Source organism: Dyella acidiphila, assembly GCF_014863405.1.
GTDB classification, from domain to species: Bacteria; Pseudomonadota; Gammaproteobacteria; order Xanthomonadales; family Rhodanobacteraceae; genus Dyella_B; species Dyella_B acidiphila.
In genome coordinates this window covers 60570-80976 of record NZ_JACZZA010000008.1, presented here as the reverse complement: position 1 = coordinate 80976, position 20407 = coordinate 60570, and the positions used below count along the sequence as shown (strand labels likewise).

The 20407-nt window shown below is 64.7% G+C and carries 18 protein-coding genes; 10 read left to right on the top strand and 8 right to left on the bottom strand.

Annotation, left to right across the window (positions count from 1 at the left end; translation table 11 throughout):
- Positions 1–56: 56 nt before the first annotated feature.
- Complete coding sequence (gene glpD / locus IGX34_RS13470; protein ID WP_192556245.1) at positions 57–1565, bottom strand: glycerol-3-phosphate dehydrogenase; 1509 nt, start codon at positions 1563–1565, stop codon at positions 57–59.
- Positions 1566–1761: 196 nt separating this feature from the next.
- A complete protein-coding gene (locus tag IGX34_RS13465; RefSeq protein WP_225737455.1) occupies positions 1762–2538 on the bottom strand; it encodes a DeoR/GlpR family DNA-binding transcription regulator in 777 nt (258 codons plus the stop codon).
- A 186-nt stretch (positions 2539–2724) separates the two neighbouring features.
- On the opposite strand from IGX34_RS13465, the gene IGX34_RS13460 reads away from it, so the two are divergent.
- On the top strand, positions 2725–3729 hold the full coding sequence (locus IGX34_RS13460; RefSeq protein WP_192556417.1) for a polyprenyl synthetase family protein: 1005 nt from the start codon (positions 2725–2727) through the stop codon (positions 3727–3729).
- A gap of 68 nt (positions 3730–3797) precedes the next feature.
- Here the strand turns inward: IGX34_RS13460 and IGX34_RS13455 are convergent, their stop codons facing one another.
- From IGX34_RS13455 to ubiH, 4 genes are all read right to left on the bottom strand, one after another.
- Positions 3798–4127 carry an RcnB family protein gene (locus tag IGX34_RS13455; protein ID WP_192556243.1) on the bottom strand — a complete coding sequence of 110 codons (330 nt, stop codon included), beginning with the start codon at positions 4125–4127 and terminating at the stop codon, positions 3798–3800.
- A gap of 130 nt (positions 4128–4257) precedes the next feature.
- The gene (locus IGX34_RS13450; protein WP_192556242.1) at positions 4258–5052 is read right to left on the bottom strand and encodes a dienelactone hydrolase family protein; all 795 of its coding nucleotides are present in this window, start codon (positions 5050–5052) and stop codon (positions 4258–4260) included.
- A 44-nt stretch (positions 5053–5096) separates the two neighbouring features.
- Positions 5097–6299, bottom strand: coding sequence for a UbiH/UbiF/VisC/COQ6 family ubiquinone biosynthesis hydroxylase (locus tag IGX34_RS13445; RefSeq protein WP_192556241.1), 1203 nt, complete (start codon positions 6297–6299; stop codon positions 5097–5099).
- Positions 6296–7522: a 2-octaprenyl-6-methoxyphenyl hydroxylase gene (gene ubiH, locus IGX34_RS13440; protein WP_192556240.1), complete on the bottom strand. Its 1227-nt coding sequence runs from the start codon at positions 7520–7522 to the stop codon at positions 6296–6298. The genes IGX34_RS13445 and ubiH overlap by 4 nt, the downstream gene beginning before the upstream one ends.
- Positions 7523–7624: 102 nt before the next feature.
- On the opposite strand from ubiH, the gene IGX34_RS13435 reads away from it, so the two are divergent.
- Genes IGX34_RS13435 through IGX34_RS13425 form a run of 3 tightly spaced genes read left to right on the top strand, consistent with a single transcriptional unit; the run spans position 7625 to position 9719 of the window.
- Positions 7625–8215 (top strand): hypothetical protein, encoded by a 591-nt coding sequence (locus tag IGX34_RS13435; RefSeq protein WP_192556239.1) that lies wholly within the window; start codon positions 7625–7627, stop codon positions 8213–8215.
- 13 nt (positions 8216–8228) lie between these two features.
- The gene (locus IGX34_RS13430) at positions 8229–8789 is read left to right on the top strand and encodes a cob(I)yrinic acid a,c-diamide adenosyltransferase (protein ID WP_192556238.1); all 561 of its coding nucleotides are present in this window, start codon (positions 8229–8231) and stop codon (positions 8787–8789) included.
- A gap of 9 nt (positions 8790–8798) precedes the next feature.
- Positions 8799–9719 (top strand): histone deacetylase family protein, encoded by a 921-nt coding sequence (locus IGX34_RS13425; RefSeq protein WP_192556237.1) that lies wholly within the window; start codon positions 8799–8801, stop codon positions 9717–9719.
- A gap of 40 nt (positions 9720–9759) precedes the next feature.
- Here the strand turns inward: IGX34_RS13425 and msrB are convergent, their stop codons facing one another.
- A complete protein-coding gene (gene msrB, locus IGX34_RS13420; RefSeq protein WP_192556236.1) occupies positions 9760–10161 on the bottom strand; it encodes a peptide-methionine (R)-S-oxide reductase MsrB in 402 nt (133 codons plus the stop codon).
- 113 nt (positions 10162–10274) lie between these two features.
- On the opposite strand from msrB, the gene IGX34_RS13415 reads away from it, so the two are divergent.
- From IGX34_RS13415 to IGX34_RS13390, 6 genes are all read left to right on the top strand, one after another.
- Positions 10275–12698 (top strand): LPS-assembly protein LptD, encoded by a 2424-nt coding sequence (locus tag IGX34_RS13415; RefSeq protein WP_192556235.1) that lies wholly within the window; start codon positions 10275–10277, stop codon positions 12696–12698.
- A 106-nt stretch (positions 12699–12804) separates the two neighbouring features.
- Complete coding sequence (locus tag IGX34_RS13410; protein WP_192556234.1) at positions 12805–14172, top strand: peptidylprolyl isomerase; 1368 nt, start codon at positions 12805–12807, stop codon at positions 14170–14172.
- A 13-nt stretch (positions 14173–14185) separates the two neighbouring features.
- The gene (pdxA, locus tag IGX34_RS13405; RefSeq protein ID WP_192556233.1) at positions 14186–15193 is read left to right on the top strand and encodes a 4-hydroxythreonine-4-phosphate dehydrogenase PdxA; all 1008 of its coding nucleotides are present in this window, start codon (positions 14186–14188) and stop codon (positions 15191–15193) included.
- Positions 15194–15203: 10 nt separating this feature from the next.
- On the top strand, positions 15204–15998 hold the full coding sequence (gene rsmA, locus IGX34_RS13400; RefSeq protein ID WP_192556232.1) for a 16S rRNA (adenine(1518)-N(6)/adenine(1519)-N(6))-dimethyltransferase RsmA: 795 nt from the start codon (positions 15204–15206) through the stop codon (positions 15996–15998).
- Between the two features lie 75 nt (positions 15999–16073).
- Positions 16074–16457: a Co2+/Mg2+ efflux protein ApaG gene (gene apaG / locus IGX34_RS13395; protein WP_192556231.1), complete on the top strand. Its 384-nt coding sequence runs from the start codon at positions 16074–16076 to the stop codon at positions 16455–16457.
- Positions 16458–16505: 48 nt separating this feature from the next.
- Positions 16506–17357 carry a symmetrical bis(5'-nucleosyl)-tetraphosphatase gene (locus IGX34_RS13390; RefSeq protein WP_192556230.1) on the top strand — a complete coding sequence of 284 codons (852 nt, stop codon included), beginning with the start codon at positions 16506–16508 and terminating at the stop codon, positions 17355–17357.
- A gap of 140 nt (positions 17358–17497) precedes the next feature.
- Here IGX34_RS13390 and secA read toward each other — a convergent pair whose 3' ends face one another.
- A complete protein-coding gene (gene secA / locus IGX34_RS13385; RefSeq protein ID WP_192556229.1) occupies positions 17498–20212 on the bottom strand; it encodes a preprotein translocase subunit SecA in 2715 nt (904 codons plus the stop codon).
- Positions 20213–20407 lie beyond the last annotated feature (195 nt).

The following is a 20407-nucleotide window of genomic DNA, read 5'->3' as shown; positions in this document are numbered from 1 at the left end:
CGACTGGCCATGTGGTGACGTTGCGCGCTCCTATGGCATGCAAAAGCGCGGTTGCTTCAGGTAAACGAGGCGCGACGCGGCGGCGCATCAGCCAGGTAGCTGGTGAGGCGCATGACTTCGTCGGGCTTGAAACGCAGGCCGAGCTTGCTGCGGCGCCAGAGCACGTCGGTGGCATCCACCGCCCACTCCATCGCGCGCAGGTAATCCACCTCGGCCTGATACAGATCGGCGCCGAAATGCTCGCCCAGGTCCTGTAGCGAGCGTGCCTGGCCGAGAATGCGCATGGTGCGGCCGCCATAGCTGTGCACCAGGCGCCAGGCCATGGTTTCGGGCAGCCAGGGATGCGCCGCCTGCAGTTCGCGCTGCAGCACATCCACATCCTGGCGCTCGCCGCCGGGCAGCGGATGGCCTTTGGAGGTCCAGGCTTCGGTGGCTTGCGGAAACACTTCGGCGAGGCGGTCCATCGCCTCTTCGGCCAGCTTGCGGTAGGTGGTCAGCTTGCCGCCGAAGACGTTGAGCAACGGCGCGCCCTGCTGGTCCAGTTCGAGCAGATAGTCGCGCGTGACTTCGGAGGCATTGCCCTCTTCGTCGTCCAGCAGCGGACGCACTCCGCTGTAGCTCCACACCACATCGCTGGGCGCGATGCTGCGCTTGAAATAGCGATTGGCGGCGTCGCACAGATAGCGCGTTTCATCCTCGTCGATGCGTGGCGTGGAAGGATCGCTGCGATAGTCGACATCGGTGGTGCCGATCAAGGTGAAATCGTGTTCATAGGGAATCGCAAACACGATACGGCGGTCGGGTTGCTGGAAGATGTAAGCATGCTGGTGATCGAACAGGCGCGGCACCACGATGTGGCTGCCCTTTACCAGGCGCAGCGCGTGATCGTGGCCGACCTTGGCGACGTCATCCAGGAACTGCACAGCCCACGGGCCGGTGGCATTCACCAGCGTCTTGGCGCGTACCGTGAAAAGCTCGCCGCGCGCCGACTCCAGCTGCACGGTCCAGCCATCGGCATCGCGGCTGGCGCTGACGCAGCGGGTGCGCGTGAAAACGGTGGCGCCGCGCTCCATCGCATCCATCGCGTTGAGCACCACCATGCGTGCGTCCTGCACCCAGGCGTCGGAGTACACAAAGCCGGTAACGAACTCATCGCGCAGCGGCGGACCCGACTCATGCCGCTTCAGGTTCACCCGCCGCGAGCCCGGCAGGGTGCGCCGGCCGCGGCCCAGGTTGTCGTACAGGAACAGCCCCAGGCGGATCATCCAGGCCGGGCGCAGATGCGACTGATGCGGCAGCACGAAGCGCAGCGGCCAGATGATGTGCGGGGCGGCGCGCAGCAGCACTTCGCGCTCGGCCAGCGCCTTGCCCACCAGGGCGAACTCGTATTGCTCCAGATAGCGCAGGCCGCCGTGGATCAGCTTGGTGCTGGAGCTGGAGGTATGCGCAGCCAGGTCGTCGCGCTCGCACAGGCAGACGGAAAGCCCGCGCCCGGCTGCATCGCGCGCAATGCCCGCGCCGTTGATGCCGCCGCCAACCACCAGCAGATCGAACTGCTCAGTCATGGCCTACCCCGCAGGCTGCGCTTGAAGTTCCCATGTTCGCCGTTCCTTTTTGCTGCGAAAATTTTCATTTTCGCTTAACAAACAAACTGAAATCGAAAATTCGAACAGAAAACAACGTATGAAGTTCGATATCGATCAGGGATGTGAGCGTATTCGAACATTTTCGCTCATTGCACGCTGCAGCGCAGCGAGGCCGTCAAGCTTCCCCGGCGATATGTACCTGCACCCCTGTTTCGCCCAGCATCTGCGCCATCTCGGCCGGCGGTGCGCGGTCGGTAAACCAGGCATGGACCAGGGACATCGGGCCGAGCCGGACCAGGGCATTGCGCCCCAGCTTGCTGTGGTCGGCAGCCAGGAACACCTGACGGGAGTGCTCGATGATGGCCTGCGCCACGCGCACTTCATGCAGGTCGAAATCCAGCAGGGTGCCGTCCGGGTCGATGCCGGAAATGCCGATCACGCCGAAATCGACCTTGAACTGCCGGATCAGCTCGATGGTGGGCTGCCCGGTGACGCCATGGTCGCGCCCACGCACCACTCCGCCGGCCACGATCACCTCGAAACTCGGGTTCTCGCTGAGCATGATCGCCACGTTGAGGTTGTTGGTGATCACGCGCAGGCCTTTGTGGTTCATCAGGGCGCGCGCCACGTCTTCGTTGGTGGTGCCGAGGTTGATGAACAGCGAGGCGTCGTCAGGGATATGGCTGGCCAACAGGTTGGCGATGCGGACCTTTTCCTCCTGCCACAGGCTCTGACGCTTGGCGTAGGTGAGGTTTTCCACGCTGGAGGGCATGCTCACCCCGCCGTGATAGCGGCGCAGCAGGCCGGCATCGCAGAGCGCGGCAAGGTCGCGGCGGATGGTCTGCTGGGTGACGTCGAAGTGTCCGGCCAGGTCCTCCACGGTGGCAAAGCCCTCCTCGCGCACCCGCGCCACGAGCTGCTCCTGCCTGCGGTTGAGTACCAGATCGCTCATCGTCACTTCCGTCCGGACAACTGCCACCATGGTAGCGTGACCGGACGCACAACCCATGCCATGGCGGCGGACGCCGGCCCCGAGCCGCCCTTGCGCGGGCCCCTGAATCGGTTGAAATCAGGCAGAACCCACACGTAATGCAGTCTGCGCCTCTATAATTGGGGACCTATGTCCAGTTCCAGCCGCATGAACTCCTCTGTGCTCCAGACCATCGATCCCGCACGCGACTATGCCGGCGTGCGCGCGCTAGCCGAAGGTGACATGCAGCGCATCGATGCCCTGATCCGCCAACGGCTGGCTTCGGACGTGGTACTGATCAACCAGATTGCCGACCACATCATTGCCGGCGGCGGCAAGCGCCTGCGCCCGATGCTGCACGCGCTCGCCGCGCGCGCCTCCGGCTACGCCGGCGACAAGCACCTGAAGCTGGCCGCGGTAATCGAGTTCATCCACACCTCCACCTTGCTGCACGACGACGTGGTGGACGAATCGGACCTGCGCCGCGGCCGCAAGACCGCCAATGCACTGTGGGGCAATGCCGCCAGCGTGCTGGTGGGCGATTTCCTCTATTCGCGCTCGTTCCAGCTGATGGTGGAACTGGACGACATGCGCATCATGCGCATCCTGGCCGACACCACCAACACCATCGCCGAAGGCGAGGTGCTGCAGCTGCTCAATATCGGCAATGCCGATGTGAACGAGGCCGCCTACCTGGCGGTGATCGAGCGCAAGACCGCGGTGCTGTTTGCGGCTGCCACCGAGCTGGGCGGCATCCTGGGCGGCCTGCCGGAGACGCAGGTGTCGGCGCTGCGCCGCTACGGCATGCAGCTCGGCTACGCGTTCCAGATCGCCGACGACCTGCTCGATTACGTCAGCGATGCCAGCACGCTGGGCAAGAACATCGGCGATGACCTGGCCGAGGGCAAACCCACCCTGCCGCTGATCTATGCCATGCAGCGCGTGGGCGTGGAGCAGGCGCGCGAGATGCGCCATGCCATCGAGCACGGCGGCCTGGATTCGCTGGATCACATTCTTACCGCCATCCGCGAATCGGGCGCGATCGAGCGCACGCGCGAATGCGCCCTGCGCCATGCCTATGCGGCGCGCGATGCGCTGGCCTCGCTGCCGGCGTCCTCGTATCGCGATGCGCTGGCCACGCTGGCGGATTATTCAGTGCAGCGCACGTTCTGAAAACGTGCCCATAAAAGCGCGCCCATAAAAAAAGGCCCATGCCATGGCATGGGCCTTTGCTTGCGTGCTTACTGGCCCTGCGGGGCCGGCCCCTCGGAAGGATCCCGCGGAATGCTCGGGCGCGTTTCGATGCGCCGGAGGATGCCGGATTTGGCCGAGATCAGCAGATATTCGTTTTCCACCCCATGCACCCACTCGTAGCCATCGGTGGGCTTGTCCAGGTGGTAGTGGTGATAGTTGTGGATCACGTTGTTGTCGGCCATGTACTGGGCCGGCACGGGCTGGCCGGTACGGTACATCTGCATGCCGTTTTGCCGCGACGCGGACGGGAACGGCCCCGCCAGCGCGACTGACGAAACCAGCAACAGACTGCAGAACATCGTGGAACGCATATTCATGACATGGATCTCCGTGTGTTGTTGCAACCACTAAAACGAAACGATCCGGCAAATGGCGTACTGCATCCAGCTATTTATAAGGCCGCCCCGCACTCCCCAAAGTTGATCCGCGGGCCGGCCGTTTTTTTCGTCAAGGCTGCCCGGCAAAGGCAGCGCGCAGCCAATCATGCATCAAACGGTAACTGCGTGCCGCAGCGACAGGGTCATATTTGCAGCCGGGCGAATTTTCCTCGGTCTCGGTGAAGCAATGCACGGCATGGCCGATCACCACGAACTGCCACTCGGCCGGGCTGCCGCGCATCTCGTCCAGGAACTTGTCCGCATCCGGCATGGTGCCCTTGTCGTCGGCGCCATTCATGGCCAGCACGCGCGCCTTGATATGTGTGGCAAGCGCCGGATCGTCGGTGGTCAGGCCACCGTGGAAGGACACCACCGCCGCCACGTCCGCGCCACTGCGCGCCAGGTCCAGCACGGCGCTGCCGCCGAAGCAGAAGCCGATGGCCGCCAGCTTGGACAGGTCGATGGGCGCCGTGCCCGCCTGCGCCTTCAATTGCGCCAGCGCCTCGTTCATGCGCTTGCGCATCAGCGCGCGATCGCCATACAGCGGCTTGGTCGCGGCCTGCGCCTGCTCGGACTTGCCATGCTGCGGCCGCACGTTTTCACCATACATGTCGGTAAGCAGGATCACGTAATCCTTGCCCGCGATCATGTCCGCCTTTTGCACGGCTACATCGTTCACGCCCCACCAGTTGGGCACCATCACCAGGCCCGGGCGCTTGGCGCTGCTGGCATCGTCATAGACCAGCACGCTTTTGAAATGCGTGCCGTCCAGCGTCCATTCGACCGTGCGGTGAACCATCTTGGCCTGTGCGGCAAAGCTCAGGGCAGCGAGCAAAGCGAAACAACCCAGTCGAACGAAACGCATGGCGTAATTCCTCAGGTTTGGGTTACTGGATAAACAAGCATCGTTTACAGGCCCGCGGCATGCGCGGCGATCCGTCGCTTCAGCGGCGACAAACGATCGAGCAGGCGCACGCCCAGGCCCCGCGCCGCGACCAGCGGCATCGCTTGCCAGGCGTAGATGCGGGCAAGTGCATCGAAGCCGTAGGCATCGAGCGTGTCCGCGCTGCGCCGGCGGCGTGCGTAGCGGCGCAGCACATGCGTGGCGGCAATATCGCGGCCTTCGTTGCGTGCGGCAAGCAGCGTGTCGCGCAATTCGGCTACATCGCGCAGTCCAAGATTCACGCCCTGCCCGGCCAGCGGATGCACGGCATGCGCCGCATCGCCGAGCAGTACCAGGCGCTCGGCCTGATACGCATCGGCCAATTGCAGCTTCAACGGAAAGGCGGCGCGCGGCGTGCTGGCGACGATGCGCCCGAGGCGAAAATCGCTGGCAATGCCCAGTTCGGCCAGAAACGCCGGCTCATCCAGCGCCTGCACCCGCCGCGCCTCGGCTTCCGGCATCGACCACACCAGCGAGCTGCGTCCATCGGCCAGCGGCAGCAAGGCCAAAGGCCCGGTCGGCAGGAAACGCTGCCAGGCCGTGCCCGCATGCGCACGCTCGGTGGCGACATGCGCGACGATCGCGCGCTGGCCGTAATCGTGGCCATGGGTGCCGATGCCTGCGCGCTGGCGCAGCGGCGAACCGGCGCCGTCCGCTGCGACCAGCAGGCGCACGGAAAGACTTTCGCCGTCGGCCAGTTCCAGCACCACGCGATCGCCGCGTACTTCGAAATCCTTCACCGTGGCGGGACACAGACGCTGCACGCCCGCTGCTTCCAGCGCCTGCCACAGCGTCCACTGCACCAGGTTGTTCTCCACGATGTAGCCGAGAAGGTCGCGGCCTTCATCGCCGGCATCGAAGTCGATTGCGGCGCCGCTCTGCGCATCCCATACATGCATATGGGTATACGGACAGGCGCGTGCATTGCGAATGGACGTCCAGACGTCCAGCTCTTCCAACAAAGCAATGGAGGATGGCGCCAGGCCCACCACGCGCAGATCCAGTTCGTCCTGTGCATGCCATGCCGCGGGGGGGCGCGCTTCCAGCAGGGCGGTAGCAAAGCCGGCGCGGGCGAACGCCAGCGCCGCAGCGGCACCCACCATGCCGCCGCCTACTACAGCGATATCCAGGGCCGGTCCGCGGCGCTGCACGGTTGGAACGGTTCTCATGGCAGACGCTCCAGCACCGCGCGCGGCGGTTGGCCGCGAAAGCCCATGCCGCGCCGGGCCAGCGCCCGCTGCAAGGGTGGTACGCGGTCGTAGGCCAGCAGAGCGAGCGAACGGAACGGCGCCAGCCATGGCTGCGGCATGCAGGCGAAGCGGACCAGGTCATGGCTCATCGCCATGGTGCCTGCACGATCCGGCGCGCGGCGCGCCGCATACTGATCCAGCAAGGCCGCTGCACCAGGGTCGTGCGCGTCGGCGACCAATTCGGCCAGGGTCAGCGCATCGCGCAGCCCGAGATTGAAGCCCTGCGCGCCGATCGGATGGACCGTCTGCGCGGCGTTGCCGACCAGCACCGCACGCGTACTGATCAACTGCCGTGCCGCGACCCGGCGGATCGCGTACGGATGACGCCGGCCCGGCCGCTGCAGGCGTCCCAGCTGCCAGCCGAAACGTTGCTGCGCCAGTGCCAGGAAACCTGCATCGTCCAGCGCGGCAACTTCGTCGGCGATCTCGGCCGGCACGGTCAGCACCAGTCCGCAGCGACGCTCGGCCAGCGGCAGCATGGCGATTGGACCTTCGTCGGAGAAACGCTCCCATGCGCGATGGGCCGGATCGCGCTCCGGCGTTACGGTGCAGACAAATAAGGTCTGCTGGTAGTCATGTGTCTCGACCTCGATGCCGAGCTGCGCACGCACGAAGGATTCGGTGCCGTCCGCACCGACCAGCAGTGCAGCATCGATGTACTGCTCGCCTTGCGGCGTGTTGATCTGCGCACGCCAGCCGCCGGGATGCTGCTGCAGCCCGACCAGGCTGGCAGGCGCCAGGCGCACCAGCTGCGTGCACGCATCGAGCCGACGCAGCAGACCGGCGCCGAGTTCGCGCGCCGGCAAGGTCCAGCCCAGGGCATCCACGCCATGACGTGTCGCATCCAGCCGCGCGCTGCCGAATTCGCCGGCGCGGCTGACATGGATATGCCGAATCGGCGTGGCCTGCGCCGCAACCAGCGGCCATACCCCGATCGCGGTCAAGCCGTTCACGGTCGCGCGCGCCAGCGCGAGATTGCGTTCGTCGTAGCTGGGCTGGGCGTCTGCGCGCGGGGCTGCCGCTTCCACCAGGGTTATCCGGCAGCCGGCCGCATCCAGCGCAATGGCCAGGCTGGCGCCAACCAGCCCGCCGCCGACGATCAGGATGTTGTTGTTGGCGTCAAAGGGAGCAGAGTCATTCATGCGCGGAATCATACGCGGGGCGGCGGCATTCTTCGCATGCTCGGGGGCGGCTGGGCTACACTTGATGTCTTCATTGACCGTCCGTTTTCCAGGGAGCCCCTTATGGCGATGACACAGACCCAACGCCTCAGCATTTTCGCTGCGCTAGCCCTGGGCATGGCGGCAACCCGCCTGCATCACTTCAATACCCTGCCCGATGCCAGCTGGGGTGTGTTCTTCCTCGCCGGCTTCTGGTTGCGTGGCACGGCCCGATGGGCGTTCCCGCTGCTGATGGCCACTGCGGTGCTGGTCGACTACATCGTGATCACCAACATGGGCATCAGCTTCTGGAGCCACTACTGCGTATCGGCCGGCTACTGGTTCCTGATTCCCGCCTATGGCGCACTGTGGCTGGGCGGCAGCTGGCTGGCCAAGCATCAGTCCGGCCTGCACCTGTCCACCCTGGCGATGGCCGTGGCGGCGCTGCTGGTCAGCGAAAACCTGTGCTACGTGATTTCCAACGGCAGCTTCTACTGGCTGAGCCATAGCGTGCCGACGCCGCGCAGCTTCGGCGCCTGGTTCGAGAACATGGGCGACTGGTACCTGCCGTTCCTGCAGACCACGGCGCTGTATGTCGGCCTGGGTGCGGTGCTGCACGTGCTGGTCGCGCAGATCGCGCGCGTGCTGCCGCATCACGGCAGCGTGCAGCACTGAGCGCAGCACCGGCATGGGCAATCGGCTTTCCAAGATCTACACGCGTACCGGCGACGATGGCAGCACCGGCCTGGGCGACGGCTCGCGCGTACCCAAAGATTCCCTGCGCGTAGAGGCCTACGGCACCGTCGATGAATTGAACAGCACCATCGGCATGGTGCTGGCCTGCGAGCACGTCGACGATGCCGTGCGCGAAACCCTGGTCCAGGTGCAGCACGAGCTGTTCGACCTTGGCGGCGAGTTGTGCATCCCCGGCATGGCGATGATCCAGGACGCCGACATCAGCGGCCTGGAAGTGGCGCTCGATGGCTTCAACGAGCCGCTGCCGCCACTGAAGGATTTCATCCTGCCGGGCGGCGGCATGGCCGCTGCCTGCTGCCATCTGGCCCGCACCGTCTGCCGCCGGGCCGAACGCCAGGTGATTGCACTGGGGCGCGTGGAAGAGATCCGGCCGCAGGCGCAGCGCTATTTGAATCGCCTGTCGGATCTGCTGTTCGTGCTCGGCCGCGTGCTGGCCCGGGCCGGCGGCCACGGCGAAGTGCTGTGGCAGCACGAGCGCCGCCGCAAACCCTGAGCGCACCGCATGCTGCAGCTCTATACCCACGCTATCTGCCTGCAGCACGATCCCGGACCGGGCCACGCCGAATCCCCCGCGCGTCTGCGGGCGGTGCTGCAGGCACTGGATCAGGACCGCTTCGCCGAAGTGGATCGCGTGGAGGCGCCCCGCGCCACCCGCGAACAGCTGCTGCGCGTGCATGCTCCCGGCTACGTCGACCGCATCCTGGCGATCCGGCCGGACGTGGATACGGTGCGGCTGGACGAAGACACCTTGATGTCCCCGGCTTCGGCGGAAGCCGGCTTGCGCGCCGCCGGCGCGGTGGTCGCCGCCGTCGACGCCGTGATGCAGGGCAGCGCTTCGCATGCCTTTTGCGCCGTGCGCCCGCCCGGCCATCACGCCACCCCCGATACGGCGATGGGCTTTTGCCTGTTCAACAACATCGCGGTGGGCGCGGCCCACGCGATCGCTGCGCATGGCCTGAAGCGGGTGGCGATTGCCGATTTCGACGTGCACCACGGCAACGGCACCCAGGACATCTTCCAGCACGAACCGCGGGTGCTGTTTATTTCCAGCCACCAGTCGCCGCTGTATCCGGGCACCGGGCGCGAAGACGAACGCGGCATGGGCAACATCGTCAATGCCCCGCTCTCCCCCGGCGAGGGTTCTTACGAATTCCGCGAATTGTGGGATGGCGCGCTGCTGCCGCAATTACATGCATTCAAGCCGCAGCTGGTGCTGGTGTCGGCCGGATTCGATGCGCATCGCAACGATCCGCTGTCCGATATCCGGCTGCAGACCGAGGACTACGCCTGGATCACCGAACGCCTGGTGGAACTGGCCCGCGCGCATGCCGGCGACCGGCTGGTATCCACGCTGGAGGGCGGCTACGACCTGGCCGCCCTGGCCGCCTCGGCCAGCGCCCATGTCAGCGCGCTGATGGATTGAACCGCCATGCCGCCATGCAGGCCGGCGGCATGGACTGGAATCACTTTTGCGGCGCGAAATCCAGCGCCAGCGAATTGATGCAATAGCGCAGGCCCGTCGGCTTGGGGCCATCCGGAAAAACATGCCCCAGGTGCGAGCTGCATGCTGCGCATCGCACTTCCGTGCGATGCATGCCATGGCTGTCGTCCTGCACGAGGCTGACCGCACCCCGGGTGATCGGCTGGAAATAGCTGGGCCAGCCGGAACCGGAGTCGTACTTGGTTTCGGAGGCAAACAAGGGGGCCTTGCAGGCCACGCAGGTATAGATGCCCGGCTCCTTATGCCGGTACCACTTGCCGCTGAAAGGCGGCTCGGTCGCCGAACAGCGGCATACCGCATATTGTTCCGGGCTCAGGCTGGCGCGCCATTGCTCGTCGGTCTTTTCAGGCGGTGGCTGGTTCATGCTGAATCCTTGTGCGGGACGCGTGCCGAGCGAAGGGCCTTTCTGATAGCTTAACGCCCCTTCGTCTCCGATTGACTGCGCCCTCCGTGAAGCCTACGCCCTCCTTGCGTTCCATGCCTCCACGCCGCCTGCTGGCAATCGCCGCATCCGCTGCCTTGCTGAGCAGCCCGGCCATTTATGCCGGCACCGGAAATAAAAAGCCCAAGGCCACCCTGGACGGCTCGGAAGTGGTGTGCCCGCTCGGCACCTTCATCTGCGCCCCGCGCCCCGACAATTTCGCGCTGTGCCGCCCCAACGGCCTGCTGGAGTTCTACGACCCCTTCCTGAGCAAGGATTCGTCGCTGCGCAATACGGCCAAGACCTTCGTCTGGGCCGATCACGTGGAAAGCCCGGACCAGACCCTCTATCACCTGACCGGGCACGTGAAGACCGTGCGCGCCGACCAGGAGCTGCACGCCGACATCGCCGACTACAACAGCGACACCAGCGACTACGACGCACGCGGCAATGTGCATTACCAGGAAGCCGAGCACCTGCTGTCGGCTGACCACATCACCGGCAACACCAACAACAGCACCGGCCTTGCCACCGGCAACGTGCGTTTCCAGATGCTCGACTCGCACGGCAACGGCACCGCGGTACGCGCCGAGCAGCTGGATGCGAACCGCAACCGCTACAGCGTGGCGACCTATTCCACCTGCGACATCGGCCGCCATATCTGGGAAATCCGCGCCAAGAAGATCGATACCGACGAAAACACCGGCCGCGGCGTGGCGCACAGCGCCACCATGAACATGTTCGGCGTGCCGATGTTCTATTCGCCATACATGTCGTTTCCGCTCAACAACGATCGCCAGAGCGGCTTGCTGTATCCGTACTTCGAGCACACCGGCGAAGCGGGCTACCAGTTCCGTATCCCGTATTACTTCAATCTGGCGCCCAACTACGACGCCACGCTTACGCCGCGCTACTACACCCTGCGCGGGTCGATGCTGTCCGGCGAAGTCCGCTACATGTTCCCGAAGACCAGCGGCTCGTTCGCCTTCGAGTACCTGCCGAACGACCAGTACAACGATCAGAGGATCACGCCGACCTCCTTCGACACCCAGGGCTCGCAGCGCTATTTGTACAAGTTCGTCAACAGCACCTCGGTGTGGCCCGGCTGGTCGCTGGGTACCAATATCAGCCGCGCTTCCGACCAGAACTACCTGCACGATTTCGGTGACGACCTGTTCACCGTATCGACCACCTTGTTGTATTCAAGCATGTACCTGTACGGCGCCGGCAATTGGTGGAGCGCACAGGTCGGCGGCGATATCTGGCAGAACGTGGAACCGTCGGTGCCCAATAGCGTGGAGCCGTACCGGCGCCTGCCGCGCGCCGCGTTCAACATGGATATTCCGTTCTGGCGCTGGTACGACGTGGGTATGACCAGCGAAGCGGTGGCCTTCCACAAGCCCGACTCGGTGGAAGGTTCGCGCCTGGATCTGTACCCATACGTGGATGCCGACTTCCAGGGCGCGGCCTGGTTCTTCCGTCCCAAGTTGGCGTATCGCTACACCCAGTATTCGCTCGATTCGGGCTACCAGGGCTACGGCTTTTACGGGCCGATCAGTGCCGGCACGCCGTCGCCATACACGGAAAGCAATCCGAGCCGCTCGCTGCCGATCGTCAGCCTGGATCAGGGCCTGATCTTCGAGCGCAGCACCTCGCTGTTCGGCAGCAACTACACCCAGACGCTGGAGCCGCGGCTGTATTACCTGTACGTGCCGTATCGCAATCAGAACAACCTGCCGTTGTTCGATACCAATACGATGGACTTCGATGACTGGATGTTGTTCGCGCCGAACCAGTTCTCCGGCTCGGATCGCCAGATGAACGCGAACAACCTCACCGCCGCGGTCACCACCCGCTTCCTCGACGATGGCGGTGTGGAGCGCATCTCGGCCACCTTCGGCCAGATCCGCTACTTCACCCCGCAGAAGGTGCAGGTCCCCTGCTCGGGCACCGGCTACTCGTGTACGGCGATCACCAACTGGGCCGGCTCCGACTACGTCGCCGAGCTGAGCAGCCAGTTGAACGACCAGTGGACCATGAGTACCGAGTACTTGTGGAACCCCAACACCCGCAAGACCGAGCTGGGCACGTTCACCGTGCAGCGCCGCCTGGGCTTCGACGGCATCCTCAATTTCTCCTACCGCTTCCGCGAGGGCCTGCTGGAACAATACGACGTCTCCGCGGTCTACCCGCTCACGGCGCGCTGGCGCCTGATCGGAGACTGGACGTATTCGGTCATGGACAAGCGCACGGTGGAAGCCGTGGCCGGCGTCCAGTACGAGGGCTGCTGCGTGAAGATGAGCGTGGTGGCCCGCCACTATGTCAACGGCTACGACGGCGTGATCACCACCCTGCCGGCCGGCCAGATCGGTCCGGGGAGCGACACTGCCGTGATGTTTGAGCTGGAATTCAAGGGCATGGGCGCGCTCAGCGGTCAAACGGACAACATCCTTCGGCGTGATATCCTTGGATATCAATGATCGCGCCCAGGCGGGTCCGGGCGCTCTCCGAGCGGCGGCCAGCCCGGCTCCGGTTCAGGATTACCAACCATTTCCCTCGCCACCGGCGATAGAAGGCTGTTCACTGATGAAGCAGATTTTTGCGTTGTTCCTGCTGACGGTCGCCGTGGCGATCCCGTCAATGGCCCAGGCTCAGCTGCTGGCGCCGCAGAATGCCAGCTCGGGCATGCAGCCGATCGACCGGATCGTGGCCGTGGTCGAAGACGATGTGATCCTGCAGAGCGAGCTGAACGACGCCGTCGCCGCGATCCAGCAGCAATACGCCAGCCAGCCGGGCCAGCTGCCGCCGATCGATGTGCTGCGCCGCCAGGTGCTCGACCGCCTGGTGCTGATGAAGCTGCAGCTGCAGCGCGCCGACGACCAGGGCGTGCGCGTCTCCGACGCCGAAGTGGACCAGGCCGTACAGAACGTGGCCTCGCAGAACAAGATGTCGCCGGACCAGCTGCATGCCGCAGTGGAACAGAGCGGCCTCAGCTTCGCCGCCTTCCGCCAGCAGCTGCACGATCAGCTGGTGGTGCAGAAGCTGCACCAGAGCGTGGTGCATGACTCGGTTTCGGTCACCAATAGCGAAATCGACAACCTGCTCAACAGCCCCAGCTACAAGGCGGGCGAAGTGCACCTGGCACATATCCAGATCAGCATTCCCAGCGGCGCCACCGCCGCCGACATCCAGACCGCGCAGAACAAGGCCGAGCAGGCACTGGCCGCGGTCAAGGGCGGCATGAACTTCAAGGCCGCGGCGATCCGCTTCTCCGACGCACCCGATGCGCTGGACGGCGGCGACCTGGGCTGGCGCCGCATCGACGAAGTGCCGCCGGCCTTCGTCGACACCATCGACTCGCTCAAGCCGGGCGACGTCAGCGGCATCCTGCATGGCCCGACCGGTTTCCACATCATCCAGCTGATCGCCACGCGCGCGCCCTCCAAGCAGATGGTGACCGAGTACCACGCCCGCCAGATCCTGATCCGCCCCAGCGAACTGCTCTCGGCGACCCAGGCGCAGCAGAAGGCGCAGGACCTCTACAACCGCATCGTCAACAAGCACGAAGATTTCTCCAAGCTGGCCAAGGACAACTCCAACGACGACACCACCGCCAATGCCGGTGGCGACATGGGTTGGTTCCAGCAGGGCGACTGGGGTTCGCTGATCGGGCAGAAGGTCGACCAGATGAAGGACGGCGAGATCTCGCCGCCGTTCCAGAGCGAAGCCGGCTGGCACATCCTGCAGCGCCTGGGTTCGCGCAGCACCGACATGACCACCCAGGTGGCCCGCGACCAGGCCCGCCAGGCAATCGGCAACCGCAAGGCCGACCAGGCTTACGACGACTTCCTGCGCGAGCTGCGCTCCAACTCGTACGTGAAGATCCTGGTGCCGGAATTGCAGGCTCCTGCCGGTTCCGACAGCCTCAGCACCGACAGCAAGGCCTCGCCGTAATGACAGGCCGCTTGTGAACGGACGCGCATTACCGCGGCTCGCCCTCACTGCAGGCGAGCCGGCGGGGATCGGTCCCGAGCTTCTTGTCCGATTGGCCGCCAGCTCGCTGGCGGCCAATTTCGTTGCGGTGACCGACAAGGGCTTGCTCGAACGCGCCGCGGCACGCTGCGGCACCACGATCCAGCTGCTCGATGACGATGGCTCGGACAGCCAGCACCGCGCTCCCGGCAGCCTGCGAGTACGGCATGTGCCGCTGGCCGTGGCAGAGCAGCCGGGCCAGCCCGACCCGCGCAATGCACAGCATGTGTTGGCCACCCTGGCCGAAGCGGCGGATGGCTGCATGCAGGATCGCTACGCGGCGGTCGTCACCGCACCGCTGCAAAAATCTTCGATCAACGACGCCGGTATCGCTTTCAGCGGCCACACTGAATTTTTCGCCATGCGCAGCCATGCGGAAGTGGTGATGATGCTGGCCAGTCCCGAACTGCGGGTCGCCCTGGCTACCACCCATCTGCCCTTGAGTGCCGTGCCCGCCGCCATCCAGGCCGACTCGCTGGAGCGCACGCTGCGCATCGTGCACGATGAGCTCCGCGACAAATTCGGTCTGACGCAGCCGCGCATCGCCGTACTCGGACTCAATCCGCATGCCGGCGAGAACGGGCACATGGGGCGCGAGGAAATCGACACCATCATCCCGGTGCTGGAACAACTTCGCCAGCAAGGCATGTCCTTGCTCGGCCCGCTACCGGCGGACACCGCCTTCGTGCCGGCGCAGCGCCAGCATTACGATGCCGTGCTCGCGATGTATCACGACCAGGCGCTGCCGGTGCTCAAGAGCGAAGCTTTCGACCGCACCGTCAATCTCACCCTGGGCCTGCCTTTCATCCGCACCTCGGTCGATCACGGCACTGCGCTGGACTTGGCCGGCAGCGGCAAGGCCGATCCTTCCAGCCTGATGGCCGCGGCGCGAATGGCACTGGATCTCGTTGCCCGGCGCCACCTGTCCGCAGCGCAGCGGTAAGAGACATCTCATGAACGCCCCCAGCCGCCCCAAGAAAAGTTTCGGCCAGCATTTTCTGCACGAGCGCCGCTATATCGATCGCATCGTCAGCGCGATCTCGCCACGCCCGGATGACTTCGTGGTCGAGATCGGCCCCGGCGAAGGCGCACTTACCTTTCCGCTGCTCGCCGCCGCCGGCAAGCTCACCGCGATCGAACTGGACACCGACCTGATCCCGCGCCTGCAGGCCCATGCGGAACGCACCGGCACCCTTTCCATTGTGCATGCCGACGTGCTGAAGGTGGATTTCACGGCGATGGCGCGCGATGCCGGTGTTTCGCGCCTGCGCGTTGCGGGCAATCTGCCGTACTACATCTCCAGCCCGATCCTGTTTCACTGCATCGAGCATGCGGCCGCCATCGCCGACATGCACTTTATGTTGCAGAAAGAAGTCGTCGACCGCATGGCGGCCGAGCCCGGCAGCAAGGTATATGGACGGCTATCCGTGATGCTGCAGCTGGCGTGTCGGGTCGAGCCGCTGTTCGACGTGCCGCCCGGCGCGTTCCGGCCGCCGCCGAAAGTGGACTCCGCCGTGGTGCGACTGGTGCCGATCGCCGCCGAAGCACGCCACGATGCCGATCCGGAGCGCCTGCACAACATTGTGAAGGCCGCTTTCGCCCAGCGCCGCAAAACGCTCAGCAACGCGCTGCGGCAATGGATGGACGCCGATGCAATCCGGCAGGCCGATGTCGATCCCAAGGCGCGGGCAGAAACGCTTTCGCCGGATGACTTCGTGCGTCTTGCGAAGGTCGACGTAGCATCCTGACAACGGCACCGGCCTCCGGCCGCAGCCCAGCTATTGCGCTGCCCTTGAACGCGCATAGCCCGTACAATGCCCTATATGAACGACAAATCCCCCTACACGATCGACGTGCAGGTCCATACCCGCTTCGTGCCGGACCAATCTGCGCCTGACGAAAATCGCTACGTATTCGCGTACACCATCAGGCTGCACAACGCGGGAGTCGTTCCGGCCCGCCTGCTCACCCGTCACTGGGTGATCACGGATGCCAATGGCAAGATCGAAGAAGTACACGGCGAAGGCGTGGTCGGCGAACAGCCCTGGATGCGGCCCGGTGACGATTACGAATACACCTCCGGCGCCGTGCTGGAGACCGCCGTTGGAACGATGCAGGGCAGCTATCAGATGGTCGCCGACGACGGCACCCGCTTCGAAGCGCCCATCCCCACCTTCACCCTTTCCATTCCGCGCACTTTGCACTGAGAGGTATCCCATGATGTGCGCGCAGCAGATCCGTGAGGCGAGGCGCTGATGACAACCTATGCAATCGGCGACGTCCAGGGCTGCTATCCGGAATTGCAGCGGCTGCTGGAAAAATTGCGCTTCGACCCGGCGCAGGATCGCCTGTGGTTCTGCGGCGACCTGGTCAATCGCGGCGGCCAGTCGCTGGACACGCTGCGGCTGGTGCACTCGCTGCGCGAAAGCACCATCGTCACGCTCGGCAATCATGATCTGAGCCTGCTGGCGATCGCCCAGCGCAAGCAGGATGCGCAAGCACGCGTCAATCCCGAGCTGCGCGAAGTGCTGTTCGCCGAAGACGCGCCGGTGCTGTTCGAATGGCTGCGCAGCCAAAAGCTGCTGCATCATGACGAAGCCCTGGGCTGGACCATGGTGCATGCCGGCCTGGCGCCCACCTGGACGCTCAAGCAGGCGCAACGCTGCGCCCAGGAAATCGAGCGCGAGCTGTCCAGCCCGCGCCATCCGCGGCTGCTGAAAAACCTGTTCGGCAATCGACCGGCAGCCTGGTCCAGCCGGCTGCAAGGTATTGAGCGCATGCGCGCATCGATCAATACGCTGACGCGGATGCGCTTCTGCGACGTCAACGGCCGCATCGACTTCGAAGGCAAGGATGCACCGGGCACGCAGAAGCCGGGCATGTATCCGTGGTTCGAGGTGCCCGGCATGCGCCGGCGCGAAGTGCGTATCGTATGCGGCCACTGGTCCGCATTGGGACGGTTTGCCGGCCTTGGCATCTACGGCATCGATACCGGCTGCGTGTGGGGCGGCAAGCTCACCGCGCTGCGACTGGACGTGGAAGAGCCGCAGTACATCACGGTGGATGCCGAGCCGCATCGCAAGCGCCTGGCGGGCGAAGGCGATTAAGGCAGGCGAGGCGTAGGTTAAAAGCGCCCCTGCGTTCTTCAGTTCGTACAGCAAAAGGCCCGGCACACGCGCGGGCCTTTTGCTGTGTGGTGAAACTGTTGGGTTACGCTGCGCTAACCCAACCTACGCCAGGCGCACGATCAGCTCAGCTGACCGTGGCAATGCTTGTACTTTTTGCCCGAGCCGCAGGGACAGGGATCGTTGCGACCCACCTTGGGACCGCTCGGTTCCGGTGCCAGCTGCGGCTGCGAGGCCTCCATGCCGAGCGCGCCACCCGTGGGCGCACCGCCGCCGGTGGTCTGCATCTGGCGCTGCAGGCGCTCGGCCATGCGCTGCTGCTCTGCTTCCATCGCGGCAACTTCTTCCTCGCTGCGGATGCGGATGCGTGCCAGCATCTGGGTGACTTCCACCTTGATGCGCGCCAGCATCTGCGAGAACAGCTCGAAGGACTCGCGCTTGAATGCCTGCTTGGGATCCTGCTGCGCATAACCGCGCAGATAGATGCCCTGGCGCATGTAGTCCATGCTGGAAAGGTGTTCCTTCCAGGCGTTGTCCACCACGCTCAGCATGATGTGCTTTTCCAGCTGGCGCATGGTTTCCACGCCGATCTGCTTTTCCTTGGCCTGGAACAGTTCGTCGAGCAGCACGCGCACCTGCTTCATCACCGTGCCCGCATCGGCTTCCGACTGCTGCTCCAGCCAATGCTTGAGCTGGGTCGACATGCCGAACTCGCTTTCCAGCTCGCGCTCGAGCCCGGCGATGTCCCACTGCTCGTCGATGCTGTCGGCCGGCACGTAGCGGTGAACGATGCCCTCGACCACGTCCTCGCGGATATCGGCGACGGTTCCGGACACGTCGTCCTCTTCCAGCAGCTCGTCGCGCTGGCGGTAGATCACCTTACGCTGATCGTTCGCCACGTCATCGTATTCGAGCAGATTTTTGCGGATATCGAAGTTGTGCTGTTCGACCTTGCGCTGCGCCTTTTCGATCTGGCGGCTGATCATGCGATCTTCCAGCGCCTCGTCTTCCTTCATGCCGAAGCGCTTCATCCAGCGCACCAGGCCTTCGCCGCCGAAGATGCGCAGCAGGTTGTCCTGCAGCGAGAGATAGAAGCGCGAAGAACCCGGGTCGCCCTGGCGGCCGGAACGGCCACGCAACTGGTTGTCGATGCGGCGGGACTCGTGGCGCTCGGTGCCCACGATATGCAGGCCGCCGGCAGCCAGCACCTGCTCGTGGCGCTTCTTCCATTCGGCCTTGACGCGGGCGCGGTCGGTTTCCGAAGCATCTTCCGGCAATGCCGCCAGCGCCGCTTCCAGGCTGCCGCCGAGCACGATGTCGGTACCGCGGCCGGCCATGTTGGTGGCGATCGTCACCGAGCCCGGCATGCCGGCCTGCGCCACGATATGTGCCTCGCGCTCATGCTGCTTGGCGTTGAGCACTTCGTGCGGAATCTTTTCCTTGCGCAGCAGATTGGACAGCAGCTCCGATACGTCGATCGAAGCGGTACCCACCAGCACCGGCTGGCCGCGCTTGTGGCAGTCGCGGATGTCCTCGATCACTGCCTTGTATTTCACTTCCTGGCTGAGGAACACCATGTCCGGGTTGTCCTGGCGGATCATCGGCTTGTGGGTGGGGATCACCACCACTTCCAGGCCGTAGATCTGCTGGAACTCGTAGGCTTCGGTATCGGCCGTACCGGTCATGCCGGCCAGCTTCTTGTACATGCGGAACAGGTTCTGGAAGGTCACCGTGGCCAGCGTCTGGTTCTCGCGCTGGATCGTTACGCCTTCCTTCGCTTCCACTGCCTGGTGCAGGCCGTCGGACCAGCGGCGGCCGGCGAGGGTACGGCCGGTGAATTCGTCGACGATGATCACTTCGCCGTCGCGCACGATGTAGTCGACGTCGCGCTGGTAGATCGCGTTCGCGCGCAGTGCGGCGCTGAGGTGATGCACGATCGCCAGGTTGCGCGAGTCGTACAGGCTGCTGTCGTCCTCGATCACCTTGGCCTGCTGCAGCAGTTCTTCGGCATGCTGCATGCCCTCTTCGGACAGATGCACCTGCTTCTGCTTCTCGTCGACCCAGTAGTCGCCGGCGCCGTCTTCCGCTTCCTGGCGCGTCATGCGCGGCACGATCTTGTTCACCGCAATGTAGAGCTGCGGCGAATCTTCTGCCGGACCGGAAATGATCAGCGGCGTGCGCGCCTCGTCGATCAGGATCGAGTCCACCTCGTCGACGATGGCGTAGTGCAGGCCGCGCTGGCAGCGCTGCTCCTTGGACAAAGCCATGTTGTCGCGCAGGTAATCGAAGCCGTATTCGTTATTGGTGCCGTAGGTGATGTCCGCGGCGTAGGCGGCGAACTTGTCGGCATGGTCCATGCCCGGCCACACCACGCCCACGGTCAGGCCGAGGAAGTTGTACAGCTTGCCCATCTGCGCCGCGTCGCGCTTGGCGAGGTAGTCGTTCACCGTCACCACGTGAGCGCCCTTGCCTTCCAGCGCGTTGAGGTACACCGGCGCGGTCGCCACCAGGGTCTTGCCTTCGCCGGTACGCATTTCGGCGATCTTGCCCATGTGCAGCACCATGCCGCCGATCAGCTGCACGTCGTAGTGGCGCATGCCCAGCACGCGCTTGGCGCCTTCACGCACCACCGCGAAGGCCTCCGGCAGCAGCTTGTCCAGCGCCTCGCCGTCGGCGATGCGCTGCTTGAATTCGGCCGTCTTGCCGCGCAGGCCCTCGTCGCTGAGCTTCTCGAACTCAGGCTCCAGCGCGTTGATGCGCGCGACGGTCTTGGACAGCTGGCGCAGCACGCGGTCGTTACGGCTGCCAAATAGGCTCGTCAGGGCACGGTTGAGCATCGATCTTCCGGATCAGGAAACGGGAGGAAGCCTGCCCGGGCAGGCCCAGGCGGGCAAAGGACTGATGATACTAGGGTCCGATAGGTATCCCAAACGCGGAAACCTGCGCTGGACCCGGCTATTTCGGCACCAGCATGCAGCAGTGTGAACTGCATAGATGACCGGATAGGCCCTGGACAGGGGTGGCGGTGGGGT

What these genes read in the sequence shown, in the direction of transcription:
- glpD (WP_192556245.1), bottom strand. Translation starts at nt 1,565, where the DNA reads ATGACTGAGCAGTTCGATCTGCTGGTGGTTGGCGGCGGCATCAACGGC.
- IGX34_RS13465 (WP_225737455.1), bottom strand. Translation starts at nt 2,538, where the DNA reads ATGAGCGATCTGGTACTCAACCGCAGGCAGGAGCAGCTCGTGGCGCGG.
- IGX34_RS13460 (WP_192556417.1), top strand. Translation starts at nt 2,725, where the DNA reads ATGAACTCCTCTGTGCTCCAGACCATCGATCCCGCACGCGACTATGCC.
- IGX34_RS13455 (WP_192556243.1), bottom strand. Translation starts at nt 4,127, where the DNA reads ATGAATATGCGTTCCACGATGTTCTGCAGTCTGTTGCTGGTTTCGTCA.
- IGX34_RS13450 (WP_192556242.1), bottom strand. Translation starts at nt 5,052, where the DNA reads ATGCGTTTCGTTCGACTGGGTTGTTTCGCTTTGCTCGCTGCCCTGAGC.
- IGX34_RS13445 (WP_192556241.1), bottom strand. Translation starts at nt 6,299, where the DNA reads ATGAGAACCGTTCCAACCGTGCAGCGCCGCGGACCGGCCCTGGATATC.
- ubiH (WP_192556240.1), bottom strand. Translation starts at nt 7,522, where the DNA reads ATGAATGACTCTGCTCCCTTTGACGCCAACAACAACATCCTGATCGTC.
- IGX34_RS13435 (WP_192556239.1), top strand. Translation starts at nt 7,625, where the DNA reads ATGGCGATGACACAGACCCAACGCCTCAGCATTTTCGCTGCGCTAGCC.
- IGX34_RS13430 (WP_192556238.1), top strand. Translation starts at nt 8,229, where the DNA reads ATGGGCAATCGGCTTTCCAAGATCTACACGCGTACCGGCGACGATGGC.
- IGX34_RS13425 (WP_192556237.1), top strand. Translation starts at nt 8,799, where the DNA reads ATGCTGCAGCTCTATACCCACGCTATCTGCCTGCAGCACGATCCCGGA.
- msrB (WP_192556236.1), bottom strand. Translation starts at nt 10,161, where the DNA reads ATGAACCAGCCACCGCCTGAAAAGACCGACGAGCAATGGCGCGCCAGC.
- IGX34_RS13415 (WP_192556235.1), top strand. Translation starts at nt 10,275, where the DNA reads ATGCCTCCACGCCGCCTGCTGGCAATCGCCGCATCCGCTGCCTTGCTG.
- IGX34_RS13410 (WP_192556234.1), top strand. Translation starts at nt 12,805, where the DNA reads ATGAAGCAGATTTTTGCGTTGTTCCTGCTGACGGTCGCCGTGGCGATC.
- rsmA (WP_192556232.1), top strand. Translation starts at nt 15,204, where the DNA reads ATGAACGCCCCCAGCCGCCCCAAGAAAAGTTTCGGCCAGCATTTTCTG.
- apaG (WP_192556231.1), top strand. Translation starts at nt 16,074, where the DNA reads ATGAACGACAAATCCCCCTACACGATCGACGTGCAGGTCCATACCCGC.
- IGX34_RS13390 (WP_192556230.1), top strand. Translation starts at nt 16,506, where the DNA reads ATGACAACCTATGCAATCGGCGACGTCCAGGGCTGCTATCCGGAATTG.
- secA (WP_192556229.1), bottom strand. Translation starts at nt 20,212, where the DNA reads ATGCTCAACCGTGCCCTGACGAGCCTATTTGGCAGCCGTAACGACCGC.